This is a genomic window from Catalinimonas alkaloidigena (genome assembly GCF_029504655.1).
Classification (GTDB): Bacteria; Bacteroidota; Bacteroidia; order Cytophagales; family Cyclobacteriaceae; genus Catalinimonas; species Catalinimonas alkaloidigena.
The window spans coordinates 4,563,321-4,587,455 of record NZ_JAQFIL010000001.1; the positions used below are offsets into that span (position 1 = coordinate 4,563,321).

The following is a 24,135-nucleotide window of genomic DNA, read 5'->3' on the forward strand; positions in this document are numbered from 1 at the left end:
CTACTTCTCCCACCCCAAAATATCAGAAAAGTACAAGCACTCCAGCATACAGCTTGCTTAGAAAAAGGATAGGAAGCAGAAAAAACGCCCAAAATAGATAAAGTGTAAAATCAACACTACCTTAAACCATTATACAGACCACCACTTTTGCCCATTCATATTTTATTAAACCTTTCATTTCGTATTACGCAAACTATCTATTATTTTAATGGGAATAAGCTTAGAAGAATAAGCATTTTTTATGCGCAGCAACCTGAATTTACTATTTATCTATGTTTTATGCTATGCCCTCTTATCTGCCTGCCAGGTAGATAAGCCGGAAGAGATCATGGCGGCAGAAGCGCTAATACCAGACAAAGTAAGTTACAACTTTCATGTAAAACCTATCCTTTCCGATCGCTGCTTTGCCTGCCACGGCCCTGACGAAGACAAGCGAGAAGCAGGCCTCCGCCTGGATGTCGCTGAAGCTGCCTTTGCCGAGCTTCCTGAAAATGAAGGCAAACATGCAATAGTCGCTCATGACCTTGCCGACAGCGAATTTTACCACCGCATCATCAGTGATGATCCAGAAGTACAGATGCCCCCTCCGGAGTCTAACCTCAGCCTGTCAGCAGAAGAAAAAGCCATACTCATCCGCTGGATAGAACAGGGAGCAGATTACAAGCCTCACTGGGCGTTTGCACCAGCGGAAAAAAAGCCCGTTCCCGTAAGCCAATCTTCATGGATAAAAAACGAAATAGATGCTTTTGTGCTCAGACAATTAGAAGAGAAAGGCCTTAGTCCTTCCGCGGAAGCTGATCGGGAAACGCTCATCCGTCGTCTGAGCTTTGACCTTACCGGCCTCCCGCCCAGCCTGGAAGAGATAGACGCTTTTGTTGCCGATACATCTCCTGAGGCTTACGAAAAGCTGGTGGGCCGGCTGCTGGATTCTCCTGCCTATGGCGAACGCATGGCAGCTCACTGGCTGGATGTCGCCCGCTATGCCGACAGTGATGGTTATCTGGACGACAAGCACCGCGACTTCTCCCCCTGGCGGGATTGGGTGATTGAGGCTTTTAACCAGAATATGCCCTATGATGAGTTTGTCACCCTGCAACTGGCTGGCGACCTGCTGCCCAATGCTACACGGGAAGACATTCTGCCTACTGCCTTTAACCGTCTGCATAAGCGTAATACCGAGGCAGGGATCGTCTTTGAAGAGTACAGAGTAGAATATGTAGCGGACCGTACCAACACACTGGGCAAAGCTTTTCTGGGACTTTCGCTGGAATGTGCGCGCTGCCACGATCATAAATATGACCCTGTCTCGCAGGAGGATTATTACAGCATGTTCGCTTTCTTCAACAGTACCTTTGAGTCGGGCAGCCCGGTCTACGGTCCCGATCAGACTCCCGGTCCAGCACTACTGCTGAGTGATGAAAAGACCGATGCACAGATCAGTGAACTCAGACAGTTCATTTATCAACAGGAAGAAAGCTTAGAGGAAGACAAAGAGCAGAAGCATTTTGCACAATGGAAGAAAGCAAAGCCCAATCTACACAGAGCGTTAGCGCAAGACATGCAGCGGGGTTTACAGGCTTATTATCCTCTGGATAAGTTTACTGAGCTGGGTAATGGAAAAGCCCTGACCGACAATCTGGTCAACGCCCAAAAGCCAGCCACATTGAAAGAGGCTGTCATCAGGGAAGGTATTCAAGGCAATGCTTTTTATGTCAGTGATTACAATTCTATCGCCCTGGGCGAAAAGATCGGCTGGTTTGAAAGAACTGAACCTTTCAGCCTAGACCTTTGGGTGTATCCAGACACAGTTTATGAAGAAGCCGGAGTCTTTACCCATTGTGAAGATGTACGCCTGGGCTTAAAGGGCTACTCTCTCTACCTGCAAAATAATAAGCTGCAATTCATCATGGCCCATTCCTGGCCTCAGAATGCGATAGAACTCACTAGCCGGGAAGCACTTCCCGCCAAAGCATGGAGCCGGATCACTATTACTTATGATGGTTCCAGCCGTGCCGAAGGCATCAGGCTTTATCTGAATGGGAAAGAAGCTGCCCGTGATGTAGTTACAGATAATCTGTATAAAGGGATTCTCTACGAACCCAATATCCACACCTATGCTTTCAGAGGTTTTCACCTGGGCAGCCGTGACAAGATTACCCCCATGAAAGAGGGTGGCCTGGACGAAATCCGCATCTACGAGCGAGAGCTTACGGCTTTGGAAGTCAGCTATCTAAGTCATCCGGAACAAACGAAAGAAGCGCTGAAACAGGGAACAGTTACAGAACAGGCTTTAGCCGAATACTACTTTGCCCGGCACAAAGATGCTCCCCAGGTAGAGGAACTGCAACAGGCACGTAACGAACTCAACGCTCTGATGAACAGCATACCGGAGATCATGGTGATGGGCGACCTGCCTAAGCCCCGTCCCACCTATCTGCTGGAAAGAGGCAGCTACAGTCAGCCGGGTAAGGAGGTGCTGCCAGATACGCCTGACAAGATATTCAGCTTTCCCGACAGTTTGCCTCGTAATCGACTGGGCCTGGCAAAATGGATGTTTGCCCCTGATCATCCCCTCACGGCCAGAGTCATCGTCAACCGTATCTGGCAACTGCATTTTGGCAAAGGGCTGGTCAAAACTTCTGATGACCTGGGCAATCAGGGTGACCTTCCTTCCCACCCTGAGCTACTGGACTATCTGGCTATCTGGCTGCAGGAGCATGAGTGGGACCTCAAAGCCCTGCACAAGCTTATTGTGATGTCAGCGACTTATCAGCAAAGCTCCCAGGTCACGCCTGAACTATTGGAGCAAGACCCGGAAAACCAGTACTTGGCAAGAGCGCCCCGCTTCCGTTTGCCCGCTGAGATGATACGCGACAATGCACTGGCGGTCAGTGGACTGCTGGTAGAAGAAACCGGAGGCGAAAGTGTATACCCTTACCAGCCGGAAGGGCTGTGGGATGAGCTGAGCAACAAATCCTGGCGCTATCCTTATCTGCAAACCGAGGGTGAAGGCTTGTACCGCCGTAGTATTTACACGATCTGGAAGCGCACTTCTCCTCCTCCTTCCATGCTTATCTTTGATATGCCGCAGCGGGGAGAGTGTAAAGTACGGCGCACCACCACCAGCACGCCCCTTCAGGCGCTGGTGCTGCTCAACGATCCGCAGTTTGTGGAAGCCTCCCGTGTGCTGGCTGAGAAAGTACTGCAGATGGATAACTCAAGCCTGGAAGACAAACTGGAAAAAACTTTTCGCCTGCTTACCGGCCGTAAGCCTCAAAGCAAAGAGACACTGTTGCTACAGGCGCACTATAAGGATGAATACGATAAATTTAGTAAGCATCCTGAGGACTTACAGGCTTACCTCAGCATAGGTGCGCAGGAAGTAAAAGCTGAGCAGCAGACAGAGCTGGCTGCCCTGGCCGTAGTAGCCAACAGCATCATGAACACCAACGAAGCATATACCCGAAAATAAATGGCTATGGACAAGCATTTTTCCCAACAAAGCAGAAGACAGTTTCTGAACAAAGCCTCCCTGGGCTTCGGCTCAATCGCCTTGTCCTCTCTCTTCTCTCCCCTCTCTTCTCTGGGAAGCACATCAGCCGGTAAGCTTACTTCTCCTAGCAGTGGGGTCCTCGGCCATGGGCATTTTCCTGCAAAGGCCAAACGGGTGATCTACCTCTTTCAGAGTGGTGGTCCTTCCCAGATTGAGACTTTTGACTATAAGCCCGCCCTCAGGAAATGGCATGGCAAAGAGATACCCGACTCTATACGAGGTACACAGCGTAACTCCGGTATGGTGGCTAATCAGTCTACCTTTCCGTTGGTACAATCTATCTTTGACTTTAAGCAGTACGGACAGTCCGGGGCCTGGGTAAGCGAGCTGATGCCTTACACTGCCAAAATTGTAGATGAGCTTTGCATCGTCAAATCGGTCTTTACCGAAGCAATAAATCATGAACCGGCAGTAATGTTTGTGCAGACCGGCTCGCAGCAGAGTGGACGTCCTTCCATCGGCTCCTGGATGAGCTATGGCTTAGGTTCCAGCAACCAGAACCTGCCCAACTTTGTGGTGTTGGTATCCAAAGGAGGTGGCGCGCAGCCCCTCAACTCATCGGCCTGGGGCAATGGCTTTCTGCCCTCCCACCATCAGGGCGTTCAGTTCCGTTCCGGCAAAGACCCGGTACTTTACCTCAACAACCCCTATGGCATTCACCAGCATGACCGCCGCAGGGCGTTGGATTACATCAAAGAGATGAACCAGATACAGCAGAAGATGAGCGGCGACCCGGAGATAGAATCAAAAATACAACAATACGAGATGGCTTTCCGCATGCAGACTTCGGTGCCCGATGCGGTAGACCTTTCCAACGAGCCTGACTATATCTATGAGATGTACGGAGAAGATGCCCGTACACCCGGCACCTATGCCGCCAACTGCCTGCTGGCAAGGCGACTGGCTGAGAAGAACGTTAACTTTATACAGCTCTACCACATGGGCTGGGACCAGCATGGCAACCTGCCGGGAGGCATTAGCAGACAATGCAAAGATACCGATCAGGCGACAGCCGCCCTGATCCTGGACCTCAAGCAGAGAGGCTTGCTGGAGGATACTTTGGTGGTCTGGGGGGGAGAATTCGGACGTACCAGCTTCTCACAGGGCAGACTGACTAAAGAAAACTATGGGCGTGATCATCATCCCGGTTGCTTTACGATGTGGATGGCCGGAGCAGGGGTTAAAGCCGGAATGGTGTATGGAGAGACCGATGAGTTTAGCTACAATGTAACCAAGAATCCGGTGCATGTGCATGACTTTCAGGCTACCTTAATGCACCTGCTGGGTATTGACCACGAACGCCTGACCTACAAATACCAGGGTCGCCGCTTCCGCCTCACCGATGTGCATGGAAAGGTGGTGCAGGGGGTGTTGAGTTGAGGGACAATACCTTGCCCTTTTATAAACATCTCCGAATGAATGAAATTATATATTTGTGTTATCAAAAGCATTTTTAAACTCATTCAAACCGTCATCTCCATAAAACTTTTCATTATTCCCTTCTTCCCATTCCTCTACTAATATATTTCTCAATCTGTTAAACAACTTATTTCTAACTTGAAAATCTTTACCTTTTAACCTCAACTTGTAGCTCTGCGAATACATGCTTTCTTTCAATGGAACTGGATATCTACCTCCCCAAATAACAAACTCTTCAAATCTGCTAAGCAAGTCTAATTCATCCTTTGTTACGTCATCAATTAAGTCTCTAGCTATACTTGAAATTCCATGACCTTTCCTATAATTCCAACGCTTTTGCTTTAAGATGTCTAAACTTTCATCTTTGAATCTAGCAATAGAAACACCCTTTATAAGGTTTTCGAATGCATAGCCCGAAAGTAACATGTAAGAACCCATGAATCCCATGGTTGCTTTGCTCCTTGCTGAAGGACTTAGATTATGATTACTATACGATTTGATCAAGTTTTGATATATGGAGATAGCTGATATATTCAGTAATTCTGCTTGTTCTAACCAGACAAGTGAATCAGCTGCTATGCTATTGTGGGTTGAATGTAAATCTGCTTTTCTCAACATTTAAATTGTTTTCTACTACAGTTTCTTGTCTCAAAAATTAAATATACCAAATACTTATGATATCAGGTTTTTCAAAGTTTTAATGTAATAGCGTTAGCTCAACTGTCTATCTCTTGGTAAAGATTCCTCCACTATGTTCCGGAATGACACAGCAAGAGAGCACTGCAATAACTACAAAGCATATGGAAATACTCATTTGTAAAGCATGCACCAATTTACCCCGACGCAAGTATTGACAGTCCGGGGAAACAGAAATAAACAATTTTGGTAGTAGAGAGCAGCAAGGGATTCTGTCCAAACACAGACAATCTATTATCCAACACCCTGGGAAGGGTTATGCACTGGCCTGATTTGTTAGTATACTGTTAGGGGATCGTGAGTGAAAAGCCCAATTTGTTAGTATCCCCTGCGGGGAAGGTGAACAAACAGCACCAAAACTACGCGTTCCCCAGTGGGGAATGTAATAAATCAGCCCAAAACTCGGGCTTCCCTCTAACATACAGCCATGCATTTGGCTGATATGTTATTTTCCCCTAACAGCAAAATGATAAAAATGGTCTGATGTCTCTCTGTAAGCGGTTTTTAGCCTCTCCATTTGTTAGTGGGGACAATGACCATCATGTGAGAATAAGCGCGTTAAAACAAAAAAGGGAGGCGAATTGCCTCCCTTCTTCTCAATTTATTGGTTAATGGGCGTGGGTACCAGTATGCCCGGAGGGTCCGGTGCGTTACTGTTGGCGTTGATCTCACTATTGGCATAGATAAACCGTTCGGGATAGGCCGTAGCGCTACCAATATTCAGCGGAATGGGCACTGCGATATCCTGATCGGACTTACGCAGACGTCGGGCATCATTAAAAGCGGTAAGCTGACCAAATCCTGAAACATACCTCTCCTCTATCACTTCTCTGAGAAACGCTCTGTCAGCAGCTATTCCATCGGGATTTTCAATACCGCCACTGGCAAAATCCGCCGCCACAAAGGGCTCATATGAATACGCTAATGTATCTGCCAAAACATCAAAAGTACTTGCCTCATCCAGTTCGGCACGTAGCTCATTCAGGTATGGCAAGCCATCAGATAAATCTCCGGCACGGGCAGCGGTCTCTGCCAGTATGAGTTGATTTTCCGCATAGGTGATGAGGGGCATGGGCTCTACCCTTCCGGCAAAGCCGGTTTCTACTGCCCGGCTTTCGTCAATGGTAAGGTAGGCCTTACGGGCTTCCTCATTGGTTTTGGCATGATTGCGGGAGTCCGGATTATCTACATCCAGCAGTTGCATGGCAAAGCTGTTGCCCGTTCCAATGTCACCGGTACGGCTTCCGTTGAGCAGCTTGAAGAAAAGATTATCATTGTCCTGATTGGAGTCATCTATCGGCTTGTAATACATAGAATTCTCTGGTGAGGATATGCCATTCTGAGCAGCACTGAGCGCTTCAGCATATTGCTTGGTCAGTACGTAATAGCGCGCCTTCAACGTCCAGGCGGCTTCTATCCAGAGCGTAGGATCACCCCCATAAAATATGTCCGGTTCTACATTGGGGCTTCCATCCACACTTTCCAGTGTCTGGATAGCATCGTCCAGCAGCGCCTGTAAGTCAGCGAAGACCTGCGCCTGTGGGTCAAACATAGGGTCATCAATTTCGGGCTCAGCCGCCTCACGGTAAGGAATATCACCAAATAGCGATGCCATATTGCCTACGATGTGGGCTTCAACGACCTGAGATATGCCCAGGTAGATAGGGTCGTCACCCAGTTCTTCCTGTACAAAACGTAACTGATTCAGCGCACCCTGATATGCATCTTCCCAGGTGGCCTCAGACTCTGCCGCCGTGATGTTGTATTCGTAGAGTGTCTTATAAAGCGACTGGAAGCCAATCAGCTGTCCACTCCACATACTGGCAATTCTGGGGAGATGACCATAGTTCATCTGCACATCTACTAACAGAGCGCCTTTCAAAAACAAGCGGGGGTCAATGTTATCCGTAGTGATTTTATTTGGATTGTCATTGATGTCATCTACCAAATCCTCACACCCAAAGGTCATGAGCAATGTCAGACTCAAGAATATATATAGTAATTTTTTCATAACAGTTCTAGTAATTGATTTTCAAGGTGAAAAGAACAGAACGAGTGCTGGGGTTGGTGAAGTAGTCAATACCAAAGCCGTTGGTTACCCCAAACTGATTGATCTCCGGGTCAATGCCCAGGATATCTGTCCAGAGGAACAGGTTACGACCAGTCACTGAAAACTCTACCGAATTTAACTTGGTCACATCCCTCAGCCAGCTGTTGTTCAGTACATAGCCCAGTCTGATCTCACGCAGACGCGTCCAGGTAGCGTCTGACACAGCAAACTCATTCATCACACCATCACCGAAACCAGCGCCACGGCCACGGTACCAGGCTTCATCCAGCAGTACCGGACCGGCACCAAAGTCTTCTATGGCTCCTCTGACGGTAGTACCTGAAGGTATCACGTCACCTGCCACATTGATAAGATCCTGGCTAAGCGTCACTTCATTCCCTACATCGGCATGGGTACCAAAATTACGCAAAATAAAGCGGGTTCTTTCCGCAAAGTCGCCTCCCTGAGAGTGTTCAAACAGTATGTTAAAGCTGATATTTTTATAGCTGGCACGCAGCCCTAATCCTCCTCTCCAGTCGGGATTGGGATCACCAATCACTCCCTGGGTATTAGCGATCTGAGGAAATCCATTGTCGTCCAGCAACAGGCTTCCGTCGTCATTGCGCTGAGGTCTTGTGCCCCAGAGTACACCCAGTGGATAGCCGGGTACGGCACGGGAGCTGATAGACTGGGTGGTCAGATCTACTGATTCCGTTCCTTGCAGGCTTACTACTTCATTTTCATTGGTATTGAAGTTCGCATAGGCGTTCATCGTAAAATCATCACCCTGAAAGATTGCGTAATCCAGTTCCGCTTCAAATCCACGGTTTTGCATCACTCCCGCATTGGTATATTCACTGAGGAAGCCTGAGGAAGGTGTAGTCGCTACTTCAAACAGGAGGTCATTGATTTCATTTTGATAATAGGTCATGCTGAGTGACAGGCGGTCCTGCATAAACCTCAGGTCGGTACCGATTTCCCACTCAGTTTTGATCTCAGGCTTGAGGTCAGGATTACCTTTGTCATCATCCACACGGAAACCACCGCCAAACTGAGAGATGTCCAGACCATCATCGTAGGTGCTGTAGACAAAGCCACCCTCGGCCAGCGTCTGGAAGCGATGCGCCTGGGGCTGTACCCCTACCTGCCCCCATGAGGCTCTCAGCTTACCAAAACTCAGGAAGCCGGTATTATCCAATCCAGCCAGTTCAGTAAACTGCCAGGCGACATCAAAAGCGGGATAGAAGAAATTGCCCTGTACACTGGAAGCAGCTTCCACCGTACCTGAGGCATTGAAATATAACTGATCAAAAAAGTCAAAATTAAATACTGAATAGAGGCGATTGGAACGTATGAATTGCTTAAAGTTTTCAATGCTGGAAACCTCATTACTGGTATTAAGGTCAGTAGTCAGCAGATCCACATTAGCCTGAAAGTTGGTCAATGTGTTGAAGTTAGAACGTCTTACGCGATTATTATAATTCCATCCAATAGTTGTGGTCAGACCGATAGCATCAGTCAGGCTAAACTGGGCTTTACCAATCGCGTCAAAGTTAAACTCACTTTCGGTAATAATATCTTCATCAAAGCGGCCGAATACTTCTCCTCCTGAGCCTATGGGGTAGAAATAATTTCTCCGGTCAGTATAAGTATCCACTCCACCTCTCAGGGTAAATACCAGCCAGTCATTAGGTTCAATATTAATATCACTGTTGGCTATAAAGCGGTCTACCAGGGTATTGCTTATCTGCTCATTGGTGGTCCATAATGGATTATTGTAGATAGGGTTATTTGTAGATCCCAGAGGCCTGCGATAGGCGCGATGCCTCTTGGGGTAAGCAGTTCCATCCTCATCATAATAGGTTCCCTTGTAGTCAGCTATTGAGAAATCAGGGGGATTTCTTAGTAGTCCGAGGTAAAGCCCTGCCACATTGGAGCTTTGCTGAATACGGTTAGACTTCGTATTGGTATAAGCAGCACGGGAAGAAACATTAATCCAGTCGGCGAAGAAAGTCTGGTTGTTCAAACGAACGTTGGTTCTATGGTAATCACTGTTTTTGACAATACCTTCCTGATCCAGCCGGCCCAGGCTGAAGAAGAAAGTTGATTTTTCAGACCCTCCGCTGATAGAAAGGTCATTCTGTAAAAAGTAACCATTCTGGAAAACCTCATCAAAGTTTTCATCTACATAGGTTTCTCTTGAGTTTTTGTTGATGATGGGGTAATAAAGTGTACCATCATCAGCTTCAAAATATTCTCCTGACATATCTACCTCATCTTCTCCACCTGGTCTTTCTGCTATTTTGTCGCCCCACGACTCTCTATCTCCTGAATCCCATTCGCCATTTCTACCCTGCCCAAATTTATTTTGCAAGGGGTGACGGGTGTTTACCTCATCAATAGAATAAGTAGACGAAAAGCTGATTTTAGGCCTGCCCGCGCTACCTTGTTTGGTCGTAATTACGATTACACCATTGGCAGCACGAGAACCCCAAAGCGATGCAGCTGAAGCGCCTTTCAGCACCTGAATACTTTCTATATCGTTGGGGTTGATGTCATTGAGGCGTGACTGCTGAGAAGTACCACCCGAGCGGTTAGCCCCATTTCCACCCCCATACACTGTATTGTTGTTTAGCGGAACTCCATCAACAATTACCAGGGGGTTAGAAGAACCGGTAATGGTATTGGCTCCTCGGATCTGGATGGTGGACCCTGCTCCGGGATCACCATTGGAACGGGCAATACGTACGCTGGCTGCTTTTCCGGCCAGACCATTGATTACGCCTGTTTCTCCGGATTGTACTACTGACTCAGCATCCACCCGGGAAGCTGTAGAGCCCAGCTGATCACGGTTCTCCTTAAAACCCAGCGCATTGACAACCACTTCTCCCAGCTGCTGGATATCTTCCTGCAAACTAACATTGAACTCTGTCTGGTTATTTATCGGTACAGATTTTTGTGTGTACCCTACAGAACTGAATGTTAGCGTTTCTGCATTCTGAGGTATGCTGAGCCGGAATATACCTTCAATATTGGTAGTGGTACCGGTGGTAGTACCTTCCACGATTACGGTAACTCCGGGAAGTGGTTCTCCACTCTCATCGCTTACCGTACCACTGATATTTACCTCCTGGGCAAAGAGCGGTACGTACATTAGCCCTAAACAAAGGCTAAAAAAAAGGACACGTAGATAGTTTCTCATGAATAAGGTCGTTTGATTAAAAAAATACTAATTTACTTTTTTTACCCCCTGAGTCAAATTTGAATTGCTTCAATCTAGCGCAATTCACCCAATTTGGGTGAGAAATATTGACTAGAAAAGCTTACCAAATTTTTGTTTTTTTATGATAAAATATGAGGATATAGCGATATCTGATAAGGTAACTCTCATAAGCATATTAGGTTCAAAATATTGAACATCATTCAGCTAGTGCATACAAAGCATTAAAAGTTATATTTTGCCACGATAAAATATTTTACCGACTCATAGACCGAATTAATTAAAATAAAATTTTAGCTTTCATGGCTTTTACCAATATAAATTCTCCTTCTTTTACATAGATTCGTTCATTTTGCCCGGCTTTTCTAGCAATTGCGGAATACATCTGATATTTTTGGATTTCTACATCATCTTTATCTAGCCCTGATTTATGAAAAACCTACTTTTTCTTCTTGCATTAGCATGCATTTCAATAAGCTGCCAGGACAGTCAGCAGTCTGCAAAAACTGAGACGATAGAAGAACCTGCACTCACCCAGTCAGCACAAGCCGGGGGAGGTATGGTGGCCGCAGCACACCCGCTGGCCACAGCAGCGGGGCAGCAGATGTTATCACTCGGAGGTAATGCAGTAGATGCAGCGGTAGCTGCGGCTTTTACTTTGGCAGTGGTAGAGCCCAGCATGAGTGGATTAGGAGGACGCTTGCAAGCTATCCTCAGACTGCCTGATGGTAAAGTAAGAGGCGTTGATGCTACGACACAGGCCCCTATGTCTTATGATGCCGCAAACGCTCCTCAAGGCAGTTACGGATACCCTACCATTGGTATTCCGGGTGTGGTTGCCGGGCTCACTAAACTTTTGGAAGAACACGGTTCACTTCCCTTGACCAAAGTAATGGAACCGGCAATTCGTTATGCGGAAGAAGGGTTTGCCCTGCTGCCTGGTGAAGCCACCCGACATGCGCTCGCCCTGAAGGAGATTCAGGAGTTTGAAGGCACAAGCACCTATTTTCTTAAAGAAGATACCACTACTTATGCTGAGGGTGAAATACTGGTACAAAAGGATCTGGCCAAAACCCTGAGAGCAATAGCCGAAGGAGGTGATGAAGCGTTTTACCGTGGTGCAATAGCTGAAAAAATTATTGCTGATATACAGGCCAATGGAGGGGTACTTAGCATGGAGGACCTGTCTAATTATGAAGCCCTTGATGCTGATATTCTTAACAGTACCTACAGAGGTAATGAAGTGTATGCGCTCTCCATGCCTTCTTACGGAGCCATCACACTGGAAATTTTGAATATACTGGAAAACATGCCGATGCAGGAAGCCAGCGAAGTGGAATGGGCTAGTAATATGTACCTTGCCGTTGAGCGTGCTTATGAAGATCGCAGGAGCCAGACAGCAGACTCCATTCCGATTCTGATCTCCAAAGATTATGCACAAAAAGTAGCGAGTCAACTTTCTTCTCCTAATGTATTAACTCACTTACCCCCCAAGGATATCGAGGTGCCGCAGAGCTGGCTCGCCGAACAAGGGCATACTACTCACTTGTCTACAGCTGATGGCAATGGTATGATGGTAGCGCTCACCCAATCATTAGGCCCCAATATGGGTTCCAAAGTAGCCAGTCCGGGGCTGGGGTTCTTATATGCGGTAACTTTAGGGGGGTATCTGGGAGATTTTGAGCCCGGACAAAGAGCCGCTTCTCACATTTCACCCATCGTAATCACAAAAAATGATCAGCCTTATCTGGCACTGGGAGCTGCTGGCGGTTCCAGAATTATCTCAGCTATTACTTCGGTAAGTAGCAGAGTGATAGACCAAAATATGGAACTGGCGGAAGCACTTGCTGCTCCCCGCGTTCACCCCGATGATGCAGACAGTGTTTTTGTGGAGACGCATAGTGGTGAGGGCTGGCAAGATGAAGTACTGGAAGCCCTGAAAGCCAAAGGTTTTCTGCTCAATGAAGTACCGGAAGTCGCCCGCTTTGGGAGAGTACATGCGGTAGAATATAATGCTGATACCCAGCAGTTTGTGGGTGCTGCTGATCCGGATTGGGAAGGTGCTGCTGCCGGGGTTCAATAAGCCTTTTTCGGAAGTTTTTTTTCTGCCCCATATTTCAGGTGCTTGAGGTTGGCTACTATGATGATGCTGATGATCACCAGTAAGAACCAGGAGCTGATCTTGCTCAGGTGTACCAGTTTCCAGGTATTTGCCTGATCAGGATACTGCCATGCACCAAAGAAAGTAGAAATGTTTTCCGCTATCCAGATAAAGAAACCGATCAGTAGAAAAGAAAGGATGGTAGGGATAGGGTATACTTCTCCCCTGACTGTGAAACGTACGTAAGACTTGCCAAAGACCAGAAATAAGGAGGCGGTTATCCACCAGCGGAAATCCGGGAGAAAATGATGGGTAAAGAAATTGAGGTAAATGAACAGAGCAATCGGGTATGTCCGGTAATCAGGGGGCCAGTGCATAAACCGCAGTTCCAGCCTTCGCCAGGCCTGGCAGATATAACTGGCTACACTGGCGTACATGAAGCCACTGTACAAAGGTACCCCACCAAGCTTGCTAAGCGCTTCTTCTGGATATGACCAGGAGCCCATCTGCACTTTGTACAATTCCAGTGCCAGGCCGATCACATGAAAAAGGCAGATGACTTTGAGTTCATCCCACGACTCCAGCTTGGTATAGATCATGATAAACTGTATCAGCAGACAAATGATGAGGATAAAGTCATACCGATGGAGGCCTGGAATGTCTATGACTTTAGAGAGGGCTAGCGTCGCAAATATCAGAACAGCGAAAATGCAGGAAAGGGCTTGTTGAATGCCAAAATGAAAGAGCTGCCGTATAAAATGTGTCAATAAGTTATGCTGCTGTTAAAGTTGAATCTGTTTTGCTTCAATCACTTCCCAGAACTCATCCACCTTACGCTTTTTCAGAGAGACCATTACCACCACACTAGCGCTGGCTTTGTAGGCTTCCGGCAAACGGGGTGCTTTGAACAGCTCTATCTTATCTATCCAGCGTGGGTCAATTATTGATCGCTCCTGATAGTCAAGCTCGTACTGCCGTCCCTCAATCTCCATAAGATAGGTAGGTTCAGCTTTTAATTTTTTGGTGAGCCTGGTGTTTAGTTCATTAAGATCTGCTCCTGACTTAGGCATGATGATTACTGCTACCACCAGCGCAATTAGAAAATGATAGATCATTAGAAGTATTTTTAAGTCTGCTTTCCTGAAAATTCGTGTTGCTATTTACATAAATTTGCATGCCCTCTCCATAGGGAATCTCATAGGTATTACATGTGTACAGCTTTTGAGCAAGAGTAAACTATTTTCAGCCTATATTTCACAATACACTGATTATCAATATTTAATACTCCTGATCACTACTGCAATGCATAAAAACCCATTTTTTATTATTGAGTAGAAATCTATATTTCCTGCGACAAAGATTTACGAACCCGCAACACTTTCTGCGAATTATTTATTATATTCCCTATATCATCAGTAAGCTAAAAAGCTGGCTACGACTACCGGCATTGCCATTTGAAAAATAAGCTTACTGCTTTTCAACAGACACAGATAGCTCCACCTCCAGTCAAGATTAATATATACTTAGCCAAAAGCTGAGGCGATTTACAAAGAACCTGATTTGAAAGCTTCTTTGCATTCGCTTCTTAACTACGGTAGAACTTACATTTGCATTCATCCGGATACTCAAAACCACAATAACATGAAAAATACTACACTCACCCCTACTCCTAAAACCCAGAAAAACCAAGAGGAAGAAAAAGATGTACTGATCAATAAACTCATAAAACAACCTGAAATCTATAGCAAACAGGATACAAAAAAACTGTTAGGCGTAGTGAATGACGATCTTTTTGGTGCGGAAGAGCTTGTTAACGTAATAGACCTTAAGCTGGCTATTCTGAGAATATTTGACCAGAATGAGAATTACAAATTTGACAATGCAAGTTCAGGTTATCTGGGTAGACTGAATAACTTAAGCCAGAATAGAAGAAATAATAAGTTTATCAAAAAGATCAAAAAAAATCCTATGGCCATGCGGGTGGTGGCTGAAGGGGATTCCTGGTTTGAACACCCAATTTCTGATGATGTGATAGACTGGATAGATCATCTGGGTGATAAAGATATAGCGATCTACAGCCTGGCCCGGGGAGGTGATTTCCTGACCAATATTCTGGAGGAAAGAGAATATATCACTGAACTTTCCATTATCTCCCCTGATGCTTTTCTGGTCAGTGCCGGTGGGATAGAGCTTGTAAATCATCGTAGAGTTTCCTTAATGGTGAATGCGGAAGGGGGGTATGTTACAGAAGAATACAAGCAGCAACATCCGTTAATCAGAAAAGTACTGGATGATGATACATTAAGTTCTGACACCAAAGCCCAAATTGAAAGAGGCTTACATTTTCTTAACCGGGAGTATTTTTCCCTTATTGCCATTCTGGAATTGAAGTACAAGTATATGATCAAGCAGCTTCGCAAGAAGTTTCCCGACCTCAGAATGATTTGCCATGGCTATGATTATCCTATTCCATCCTTCAGGCGAGGCTCCTGGATCAAACCTATCGGCCGCCTGATGCGCATCATCGGTGACAATGGAAGACACTTTAAACAACCCATGCTGATCAAAAGAATTATTAAGCAGCAAGATCAGAATGATATTGCTTTTGCCATGCTACACCTTTTCAATGAGATGCTGTACGATTTGGTAAATGACCCCGCCTTTGGCAGAGAGGTTTTTATGATTGATTGTCGTGGCTACGCTAAGCCTGTAGACTGGTTTGATGAATTACACCTTGAACCTAAGAAAATAGAAAAAGTGGCTGAGGCTTTTTTGCAGTGTATGAATAGTACAGAACCGCAACAAAAAGTATTTCAAGTGCGCCTCCCAGCCATGCTATAGACTTAGGTTTTACATAATTTCTTCTCCATCTATTTTAAATACCCAGGCAAAATCTACATTGGTAGCGGCCTGTGAAGGTACAGATATTGATAGTCCGTTGGCTTCATCATAATTCCAATCCAATGGCTGGCCATAGCCCAATAGATAAACATCTGATCCTTCCTCAGGCTTCAGCCTGGTGAAGTTGACTTTAGCTTGCGGGGCTTCCAATAGGATACCATAGTAAGTAGGCTCACCTTTTTTCTTGGTAAAACGAATGGATTCTCCCTGCTTATATTCACTTTTCAGCCGCTCAGTCTCATAAATGGCTTCTCCGTTTATATCCAGCCAGTCACCCATGGCCATAAGCCTTTCTACACTGGGAGCCGGGATAGTACCTTCAGGGGTGGGTCCGATGTTTAAGAGATAATTCCCTCCTTTAGCTGCTACATCTACAAGGTTATGGATCAACATTTCCTTTGACTTCCAATTGTTATCATTCTTTTTGTAGCCCCAGCTATCATTCATCGTCATGCATGCTTCCCAGTCAAACTCGCTGGTACCTTCCAGTATCTCCTGCTCAGGAGTACCGAAGTCACCCACATAATCTTCACTGCTGTCGTTCATACCCTGCAAACCCTGACGCCCCTTATCTACCCTATTGTTGATGATTAAGTCAGGATTTAACTGTCTTAAATGTGTATACATCTTTACACCATTTTCATGCGTCCACTCAGGTATCCACTCTCCATCAAACCATATCACATAAGGATCATACTTTTCTACCAACTCCGTTACCTGTGGAAAAAGATAATTATCTACATACTGCTGGAAGTTGGGGTTTTCTTTTTCATCCGTATTGTAGTCAGGATAATGGGGGCCTGCGCGTCAGGGTGATGCCAGTCCGTGATTGAATAATAAAAACAAAGCTTGATGTCATGCTTTTCACAGGCTGCTTTCAGTTCAGCCAGGAGGTCACGTTGAATAGGCGCGTAATCCATGACATCATACTCACTTACATCAGAATCCCAGAGGGCAAAGCCATCATGATGTTTGGAGGTGATCACGATGTATTTCATTCCTGCATTTTTAGCAATTCCCACCCACTTATCTGCCTCATATTGGGTGGGGTTAAATTGCGCGGAAAATTTCTCATACTCTTCTACCGGAATATGCGCAGTATTCATGATCCATTCACTTAGCCCCTCTACTTCTTCCCCCTGGTATTCACCTGCAGGAATAGCATAGGGTCCCCAATGGATAAACATGCCGAACTTGGCGTCTCGCCACCATTCCATACGTTCATCAAAATCTTCTTCAGACTCATTTAGAATTTCTTCCTCGCTTAAGGTAGTACTCAAAATAGAAGAAGTTTCCTTACTCTCCTCTTCCTGCCCGCTATTAGATTGGCACTGGCCAAATATCAGTAGGATCACCACCAAGATGGTGCATTGATAAGATACATTTCTCATACCCTCTTAAACTAGTGTTGTGCGTGATATTTGGAAAGCTAAGCATTAATTGCAAAAAAACATATGGCTACTGACTTTACTTAATTATCTGCCTGCCACGTACTTCCTCCCGGAAATGTATTGGCAATCATAGATTCCTCCTTCATACTGATGCTGTAGCCAGCCGCGCTAGGTGGCATATAATGAGCATTTCTGATAATTACCGGATCTATAAAATGTTCGTGCAGATGATCTACATACTCAATGATGCGGTTTTCCATACTTCCGCTAACTGTTATGTAGTCAATCATGGAGATATGCTGCACATATTCGCATAGTCCTACCCCACCGGCATGGGGGCACACAGGAACATTAAATTTGGCAGCCATGAGTAGCACACTAAGAATTTCATTTACTCCACCCAGCCGACAGCTATCAAGCTGACAAAAATCCATAGCCCCACTTTGTAGCATTTGTTTGAAGATCACACGATTGTGACAGTGCTCTCCGGTAGCAACTTTGACGGGTGCTATCGCTTCTCTGATGGCTTTGTGGCCCAGAATGTCATCCGGGCTGGTAGGTTCCTCTATAAACCAGGGGTCAAACCTGGCCAGTTGCTTCATGTTACAGATGGCCTGTGGCACATCCCACTTCTGATTGGCATCCATCATCAGCCGGATATCACTGCCAATTTCTTCACGGATGATAGCGGCCCTCCGCATATCATCTTCCAGGTTACTACCTACCTTCATTTTAATGTATTTCCATCCCTCTTCCTTTGCCTCTCTACACAGTCTCCTGATTTTCTCTTCCGAATAACCCAGCCAGCCCGCAGAAGTAGTATAAGCCGGATAGCCATGTTCCATCAGGTGGGCAATACGCTCTGACTTTCCTGCTTCTTTTGCTTTGAGCATACTGATGGCTTCTTCTGGCGTAATCACATCACTCAGGTAAGTGAAGTCTACACAGGAGACCAATTCTTCGGCACTCATATCGCATATCAGTTTCCAGAGCGGTTTTTTCTCTGCTTTGGCATATAAATCCCATACCGCATTGACTACTGCCGCAGTTGCCAGGTGGATCACACCTTTCTCAGGTCCCAGCCAACGCAACTGGCTATCACCGGTAATCGTTCTCCAAAAACCCGCCATATCCGAGGTGAACTCACTCAACTTCTTCCCCTTCAGTAAATATGACATGGCTTTGATCGCCTCAACACAAAGTTCGTTGCCCCTACCAATGGTGAAGGTAAGCCCATGCCCTTCCAGCGCAGGTTTATTGGTTTCCAGAATTACATAAGCTGCTGAATAATCGGGGTCGGGATTCATGGCGTCAGAGCCATCCAGGGTTCGGCTGGTAGGAAAGCGAATATCTAACACTCTGATTGCTGTAATTCGCAAGCTGTTTACACTCATTTTTTGGTTACGTTAAACGTTAATACTTTTGATATAGAAGCAGTTGCACCCAATCTATATGTGATTATACGTATAAAGTTATTTTTACCCATAGACAATATCTAGCACTATATTGACTAAGCTTGATGCGTTTTTTGCTAAGTATTTTGAACTGGTGCGATTACCAGAGTGAAGTGTTTTCAGACTTGATGATCCCTTTTGATATCAAAAATCAAGCTTTCTCTCCCTGCCCTGGTAATCTACAATCCGGATGGATTTTACAGTTTGAGAAATACTTATGGTACGGGCTGACTGACTGAGGTAAGCAGAACCATATTGAAATTCATGCTTTGCTACAGAACCATTCTGATATTCAATAAGCACATAAGCATCCATTGGATTTGCCTGCAAGAGTTTTTGCTCTGCCTGCCGGCTCGGACTTAATATTTTTAAACTATCAGCATTTACTGCTGCAATGAAAAGCTTTCTGTCATGCAAATCATGCATCATGCACAGTCCACGAGTATCTCCCTTAAGATATAATCCGCTTTCCTGTGGTGTAAGGGCGTCAAAACCTCCTTTACCATCACCTAGCAGCATTACCCCCAGTGAAGCATCCTGCCACCCGTACAGGATTTCATTGGCGTAAGAGTTACCGCTGAGTAAAAGATCGGGAATGCCATCAGCGTTAAAGTCATCACTTTGTATTCCATATACTGCTGAAAACTGCGCTTCTACCGGCAATGGTCGCATAGCAAATTTATGCCCCCCTTGATTCAAGAGTACAATACTCTCAAAGTGAGAAGCCTTAAATTTCTCAGCTTTGCTGAGCAATTCAGTGGGAATAATCTCACCAACTTCGGAAGACGCAAATTCTTCATAGCCCTGGAAACTCTTTTTGAGAGGTACTAATTGACGAAAAATGTCATCGCGGCTATGGAAGGGATACATGGCCTCTTCATCGTCCCGATTGACTAAATAACGGGTTAAAAGGGGATCTAATTTACCATTGGCATCATAGTCGTAAGCATAGATGTTAAGGGGTTTTTCATCGCTGGGAGCATAATCAACATTTGTTCCCATATTGCCCAACACATAATCCATATCACCATCCATGTCCAGGTCTACTGCTTGTATACTACTCCACCATCCCTGGGTGTTTTCTAAACCAAGCTCTTCTGTAATATTGACTAAATTGCCCTGCTGATTCTGAAAGAAGGTAACCGGCATCCACTCTCCTACTACGATCAGATCAATCCAGCCATCATTATCAAAGTCAGTCCAGCTAGCTGCATTGACCATTCCCAGCTCACTTAATCCTTCCACCTCCTGGGTCTTATCATAAAATCTCTTTTTGTCATTTTCCAACAGATAACTTTTGGGTGCTTTAGGATAAGCATTGGGTAGATACCTTCCTCCCACGAACAGGTCAATATCTCCATCCTGATCATAATCAGAACCTACTACACAGCTACCGCTGGCGGTAACCTGTGGTAAAGCATCCGGCATCAGACTAAAGTTACCCTGCCCGTCATTACTGTAAAGCCTGTCCTGATAAGCTTTTGTATCTGCCTTGAATTCACTGCCTCCACTCACTACATAAAGATCATTGTCACCATCCTCATCATAGTCAAAAAGCAGCATCCCCATGTCTTCATACTCCTTTTCATCCGGCATCCATGTTTGTTGAGCAAAACTTGCATCCCGATTCTGCAGAAAAAGTGTGGCGGCAAATCCTTTGGCTCCTCCCAGCAAAAAATCATCCCCTGGCTCTCCATCTATCTGCCCCACCGCTATACCCGGACCTCCCTGAGAGTACATTTTGGGAAGTAGCGGCTCTGAATAAAAATCAATATGTGTATTCTCCTGATGCTGAAAGTGCACCTTACATGAATCATTAACCTCAGTGAAAAGTGCACTGGATTTAGTAGCTGACTTTTGACCGTTCACCCTATGCGCCTGCTGATAGTCAAATACTACTGCCTGATCAGATTGAATACTCTTCAAAAGCTGCTGCTTTCCATCGGGCCAGATTATCTTTATAGAATCTACCTGCTGCTGTGTACCCAGGCCGATATGGACAGGCGTGTGTATGCTGGATAGATACCCCCGCACCGGCATATGATAATAGTACTGACTGTTTTCTCCCTGATAGACAAATAGCTTAGCACCTATTCCGCCAGGATTCTGCGTACTGCCTTTTAATCTCAGCCTGAGGTAAAAGTTTTTCTCTTCTCTTTCTTCACTACGGTTTCTGAAGATAAAAGCCTCTTCATTGATGTTGTTGACCACCAGGTCAAGATCTCCATCATTGTCCAGGTCAGCATGAGCAGCGCCATTAGAGAAGGAAGGCTTACGAATTCCCCAGGCTGCTGACTGATCTACAAAGGCAAAAGCTCCCGCATTCTGGTAAAGGAAGTTGGAAACTTTTACGCTTTTGAGCTGCGCTGCCAGCTCTTTTTTTCTTTCCTTCTTGTGCAGCTCAGTTCCAAAAACGGTTGATGAAGCTACATAACGCCCAAAATCAAGATTGGTAATATCTTTTACAAAACCATTGGTAATGTAAATATCCCGCAAACCATCATTATCAAAGTCGGCGAAAAGTGGGGCCCAACTCCAGTCGGTGGCATGTACACCGCTCAGCTGACTGACATCCGCAAATTGCGTAATACCTTCAGGGTCGTTGCCACGATTGATCTGTAAAGTATTGCGCATAAACTGAGGGATATAGCCCGCTCCCAGCTCTCTTCTAAAGCGCTCATAGTTCATCTCAGCGATGGTGGTTTTACGACGCTCATTATTTTCGGGCAGCATATCTACAACCATGATATCCGGCAAAAGGTCATTGTTGACATCGCTGATATCTACACCCATGCCATTGTAGCTTTGGTGCCGCTGGCTTCGGGCTGCCTGCTCTCTGAAGCTTCCATCCTGCTGGTTGATGTATAGCAGATCGTTGGGCATAAAATCGTTGGCTACATACACATCCGGCCAACCGTCAGCATTGAGGTCATCAATGGCAATCCCCAATCCGTAGCCTTCATGCATAATGCCTGCTGCTTCCGATATATCTATGAAGAGCGGGTGTCCTAGCGAGTCTGATACACCCGTATTTCGATAAAGCTTGTCAGTAGTAAGTCCTTCTGTCAGTGGATAGTCTTTATCATGCACATAGCTTTTGTCTACAAAATTGACTGTATTGGTCATGAGGTACATGTCCAGGTCACCATCCCGGTCATAGTCAAAAAAAGCAGACTGTACACTATAAGCTGTGTCTGCCAGTCCGTATTCCCGGGCAGCCTCTTCAAAGCTGAGTTGACCATTCTGCTGAATGCCCTGATTGATGAAAAGCAGGTTGGGATAGCTTTTCTCTGCCTTGGAACCGGCTACATTCAGATAGATATCCAGCCAACCGTCTGTATTTATATCTACTACAGAAACTCCGGTAACCCAGCTTGCAGTATTGATTCCTGATTCCTCAGTGATATCCTGAAACTGAAAATTGCCCTGGTTCAGATATAAGCGAGAGGACACCATATTTCCGGAGAAAAAAATATCCACAAGGCTATCATTATTAAAGTCTCCTACTGCTACACCACCGCCATTGTAACAATAGTAATAATCCAGCACATTGACCGAATCATTTTCGGTGATGGTATTGGAGAAAGAGATGCCGGTATCATCACTGGACAGTTGTTCAAACAATTGGAATTCGTGATGAAGCTCACTGCATGACAGCATAGAGGTCACTACAAACAACGACACATATGATAAAAACCGGTACTCCTTCATATCCGAACACTTTTTGTCAAACCCATTTTCCGTATAATCTTTACACTACACGAAAGTAAACTTTAGCCTGTCAATAGCCGGGATTCTGTTCAAAGTTAGGATTGGTATCTACATCGTTTTGAGGAATAGGAAGATATTCATGTTTATTTCTTTGAAACACACTTCCGCTATTGGAACGGTACTCTGGATGCTCCTCAAATACATCGGCAGCAATCCCCCAACGGAGCAGGTCAAGAAAACGATCCCCTTCCAGGGCTAACTCTAACACTCTCTCATCTCTGATGCGCTGACGCATCTGCTCCTGACTCAGACCGGCAGGTAAAGCTGGCATATCTGCTCTTGCTCTTACCTGATTTACAGCATCATATACCGCGGTACTTGGGCCATTAGCTTCGTTCTCAGCCTCAGCATACATCAGAAGCACATCAGCATAACGTATCATCCGGCGGTTGTTGGCTGAGTAAGACCAGCTTCCGGGAGTCAGTGAGCTGGTTCTTTCAAAGTTAAGGTATTTACGTACCCATATTTTATTCAGGTCTTCTCCTGTGAGCGCGTTGCTAAATTCATCCTGATAAATCATTGCCCCCGGATAATTCCACAGAATGGTAGCATAAGCTCTGGGGTCAACATCACCGGATAGCGTTTGCTCTTTCATATATAGATCATACACCCACTGATTGACGCTCACACTCTTTTGGCTGGTATATCCTTTGGGAGCAATATCTGGTTCCCAGGCTTGCCCACGCTGAGGATTAGGTGTACCACTAGGTCCCCAGTTTCCATCGCTACTACTCTCATACTGAAGCTCAAAAACCGACTCTGCATTATTATTGGTTTCTGGTAAAAAGTTGTCCTGATAATTATCTACCAGTTGATATAAGTTGGCGTCAATAATTTTTTTGAATTCAGCAGCGGCAGCCGACCATTCTTCTGTATAAAGGTAGGCTTTACCCAACATGGCAGTAGCGGCTCCCCAGGTGGCTCTACCCAGCTCTTCCGCCGCCCACTCTTGCGGCAAACGACTTTGTGCTTCGGACAAATCCGATTTGATGCTTGCCCATACTTCTGACTGAGAGGCCTGCTCTACAAAAAGGTCTTCCACTTGATTCACCGGCTCAGTGAGCAAAGGGATATTTCCCCACATATTGAGCAGATAAAAGTGGGCAAAGCCCCTGAGAAAATAAGTTTCACCTAAGATCTCAGCCTTTCTATCCTCATCCATTTCAATCTCGGGCACATTAGCCAGCACCTGGTTTGCTCTGGCTACTATGGCGTTGAGTTCTCCCCAGCCTTCATTCACCCTACCATCAGTGGGTACCACATTGAAGGTCCCCACATCATTTACGGCTGGTTGGGGAAAGGTATTGACAATATCCGAACGATGAATAGTAAGGATAGCGCCTAACATGCGCCCCCAGCCGGGAATCGTGGTAAGCGGGCTGTATACACCTACCAGCGCTTTCTCCGCATCTTCAGCGTTCTTCCAGAAAAGGTCCGGGCTCAAACGGTTAGGATCATTGATATCCAATACTTCATCACTACACTGACTGAAAGGAAAAAAGGCTAAAAGCAGGCTCAGCGAGATGATTATCTTATTTTTCACAGAATATATATTACTATGCATAACTAATGTTTTTAA

14 protein-coding genes and 1 pseudogene are annotated in these 24,135 nt (G+C 45.6%); 4 read left to right on the plus strand and 11 right to left on the minus strand.

Going from position 1 to position 24,135, the window contains the following annotated elements; genetic code table 11:
- Positions 1-241: 241 nt before the first annotated feature.
- Together OKW21_RS18625 and OKW21_RS18630 are read left to right on the plus strand one after the other, a co-directional pair.
- Positions 242-3,472: a DUF1553 domain-containing protein gene (locus tag OKW21_RS18625; protein ID WP_277481964.1), complete on the plus strand. Its 3,231-nt coding sequence runs from the start codon at positions 242-244 to the stop codon at positions 3,470-3,472.
- A 6-nt stretch (positions 3,473-3,478) separates the two neighbouring features.
- Positions 3,479-4,933 carry a DUF1501 domain-containing protein gene (locus tag OKW21_RS18630; RefSeq protein ID WP_420870114.1) on the plus strand — a complete coding sequence of 485 codons (1,455 nt, stop codon included), beginning with the start codon at positions 3,479-3,481 and terminating at the stop codon, positions 4,931-4,933.
- Between the two features lie 45 nt (positions 4,934-4,978).
- Here the strand turns inward: OKW21_RS18630 and OKW21_RS18635 are convergent, their stop codons facing one another.
- The 3 genes from OKW21_RS18635 to OKW21_RS18645 all read right to left on the minus strand — a co-directional run bounded on the left by OKW21_RS18635 (position 4,979) and on the right by OKW21_RS18645 (position 10,920).
- Complete coding sequence (locus OKW21_RS18635) at positions 4,979-5,590, minus strand: hypothetical protein (RefSeq protein WP_277481971.1); 612 nt, start codon at positions 5,588-5,590, stop codon at positions 4,979-4,981.
- A gap of 679 nt (positions 5,591-6,269) precedes the next feature.
- Complete coding sequence (locus OKW21_RS18640) at positions 6,270-7,679, minus strand: SusD/RagB family nutrient-binding outer membrane lipoprotein (protein WP_277481973.1); 1,410 nt, start codon at positions 7,677-7,679, stop codon at positions 6,270-6,272.
- 7 nt (positions 7,680-7,686) lie between these two features.
- Positions 7,687-10,920, minus strand: a complete 3,234-nt coding sequence (locus OKW21_RS18645; protein ID WP_277481976.1) for a SusC/RagA family TonB-linked outer membrane protein — start codon at positions 10,918-10,920, stop codon at positions 7,687-7,689.
- 448 nt (positions 10,921-11,368) lie between these two features.
- Here OKW21_RS18645 and OKW21_RS18650 point away from each other — a divergent pair, with 448 nt between their 5' ends.
- Positions 11,369-13,021 carry a gamma-glutamyltransferase family protein gene (locus OKW21_RS18650; protein WP_277481978.1) on the plus strand — a complete coding sequence of 551 codons (1,653 nt, stop codon included), beginning with the start codon at positions 11,369-11,371 and terminating at the stop codon, positions 13,019-13,021.
- Here the strand turns inward: OKW21_RS18650 and OKW21_RS18655 are convergent.
- Positions 13,015-13,806, minus strand: coding sequence for a DUF817 domain-containing protein (locus OKW21_RS18655; RefSeq protein WP_277481985.1), 792 nt, complete (start codon positions 13,804-13,806; stop codon positions 13,015-13,017). The genes OKW21_RS18650 and OKW21_RS18655 overlap by 7 nt on opposite strands.
- A 15-nt stretch (positions 13,807-13,821) precedes the next feature.
- A complete protein-coding gene (locus OKW21_RS18660; protein WP_277481987.1) occupies positions 13,822-14,154 on the minus strand; it encodes a hypothetical protein in 333 nt (110 codons plus the stop codon).
- A gap of 526 nt (positions 14,155-14,680) precedes the next feature.
- On the opposite strand from OKW21_RS18660, the gene OKW21_RS18665 reads away from it, so the two are divergent.
- Positions 14,681-15,880: a hypothetical protein gene (locus OKW21_RS18665; RefSeq protein WP_277481990.1), complete on the plus strand. Its 1,200-nt coding sequence runs from the start codon at positions 14,681-14,683 to the stop codon at positions 15,878-15,880.
- A 9-nt stretch (positions 15,881-15,889) separates the two neighbouring features.
- Here OKW21_RS18665 and OKW21_RS18670 read toward each other — a convergent pair whose 3' ends face one another.
- From OKW21_RS18670 to OKW21_RS18695, 6 genes and pseudogenes are all read right to left on the minus strand, one after another.
- Complete coding sequence (locus tag OKW21_RS18670; protein ID WP_338130119.1) at positions 15,890-16,225, minus strand: alpha-L-fucosidase C-terminal domain-containing protein; 336 nt, start codon at positions 16,223-16,225, stop codon at positions 15,890-15,892.
- Between the two features lie 24 nt (positions 16,226-16,249).
- Positions 16,250-16,654: pseudogene (locus OKW21_RS18675) on the minus strand (alpha-L-fucosidase); the annotation flags it as partial.
- 23 nt (positions 16,655-16,677) lie between these two features.
- On the minus strand, positions 16,678-17,331 hold the full coding sequence (locus OKW21_RS18680; protein ID WP_277481992.1) for an alpha-L-fucosidase: 654 nt from the start codon (positions 17,329-17,331) through the stop codon (positions 16,678-16,680).
- A gap of 80 nt (positions 17,332-17,411) precedes the next feature.
- On the minus strand, positions 17,412-18,725 hold the full coding sequence (locus OKW21_RS18685; protein ID WP_277481995.1) for an L-fuconate dehydratase: 1,314 nt from the start codon (positions 18,723-18,725) through the stop codon (positions 17,412-17,414).
- A gap of 204 nt (positions 18,726-18,929) precedes the next feature.
- Complete coding sequence (locus OKW21_RS18690; protein WP_277481997.1) at positions 18,930-22,496, minus strand: VCBS repeat-containing protein; 3,567 nt, start codon at positions 22,494-22,496, stop codon at positions 18,930-18,932.
- Between the two features lie 70 nt (positions 22,497-22,566).
- Complete coding sequence (locus OKW21_RS18695) at positions 22,567-24,099, minus strand: RagB/SusD family nutrient uptake outer membrane protein (RefSeq protein ID WP_277481999.1); 1,533 nt, start codon at positions 24,097-24,099, stop codon at positions 22,567-22,569.
- Positions 24,100-24,135: the final 36 nt, after the last annotated feature.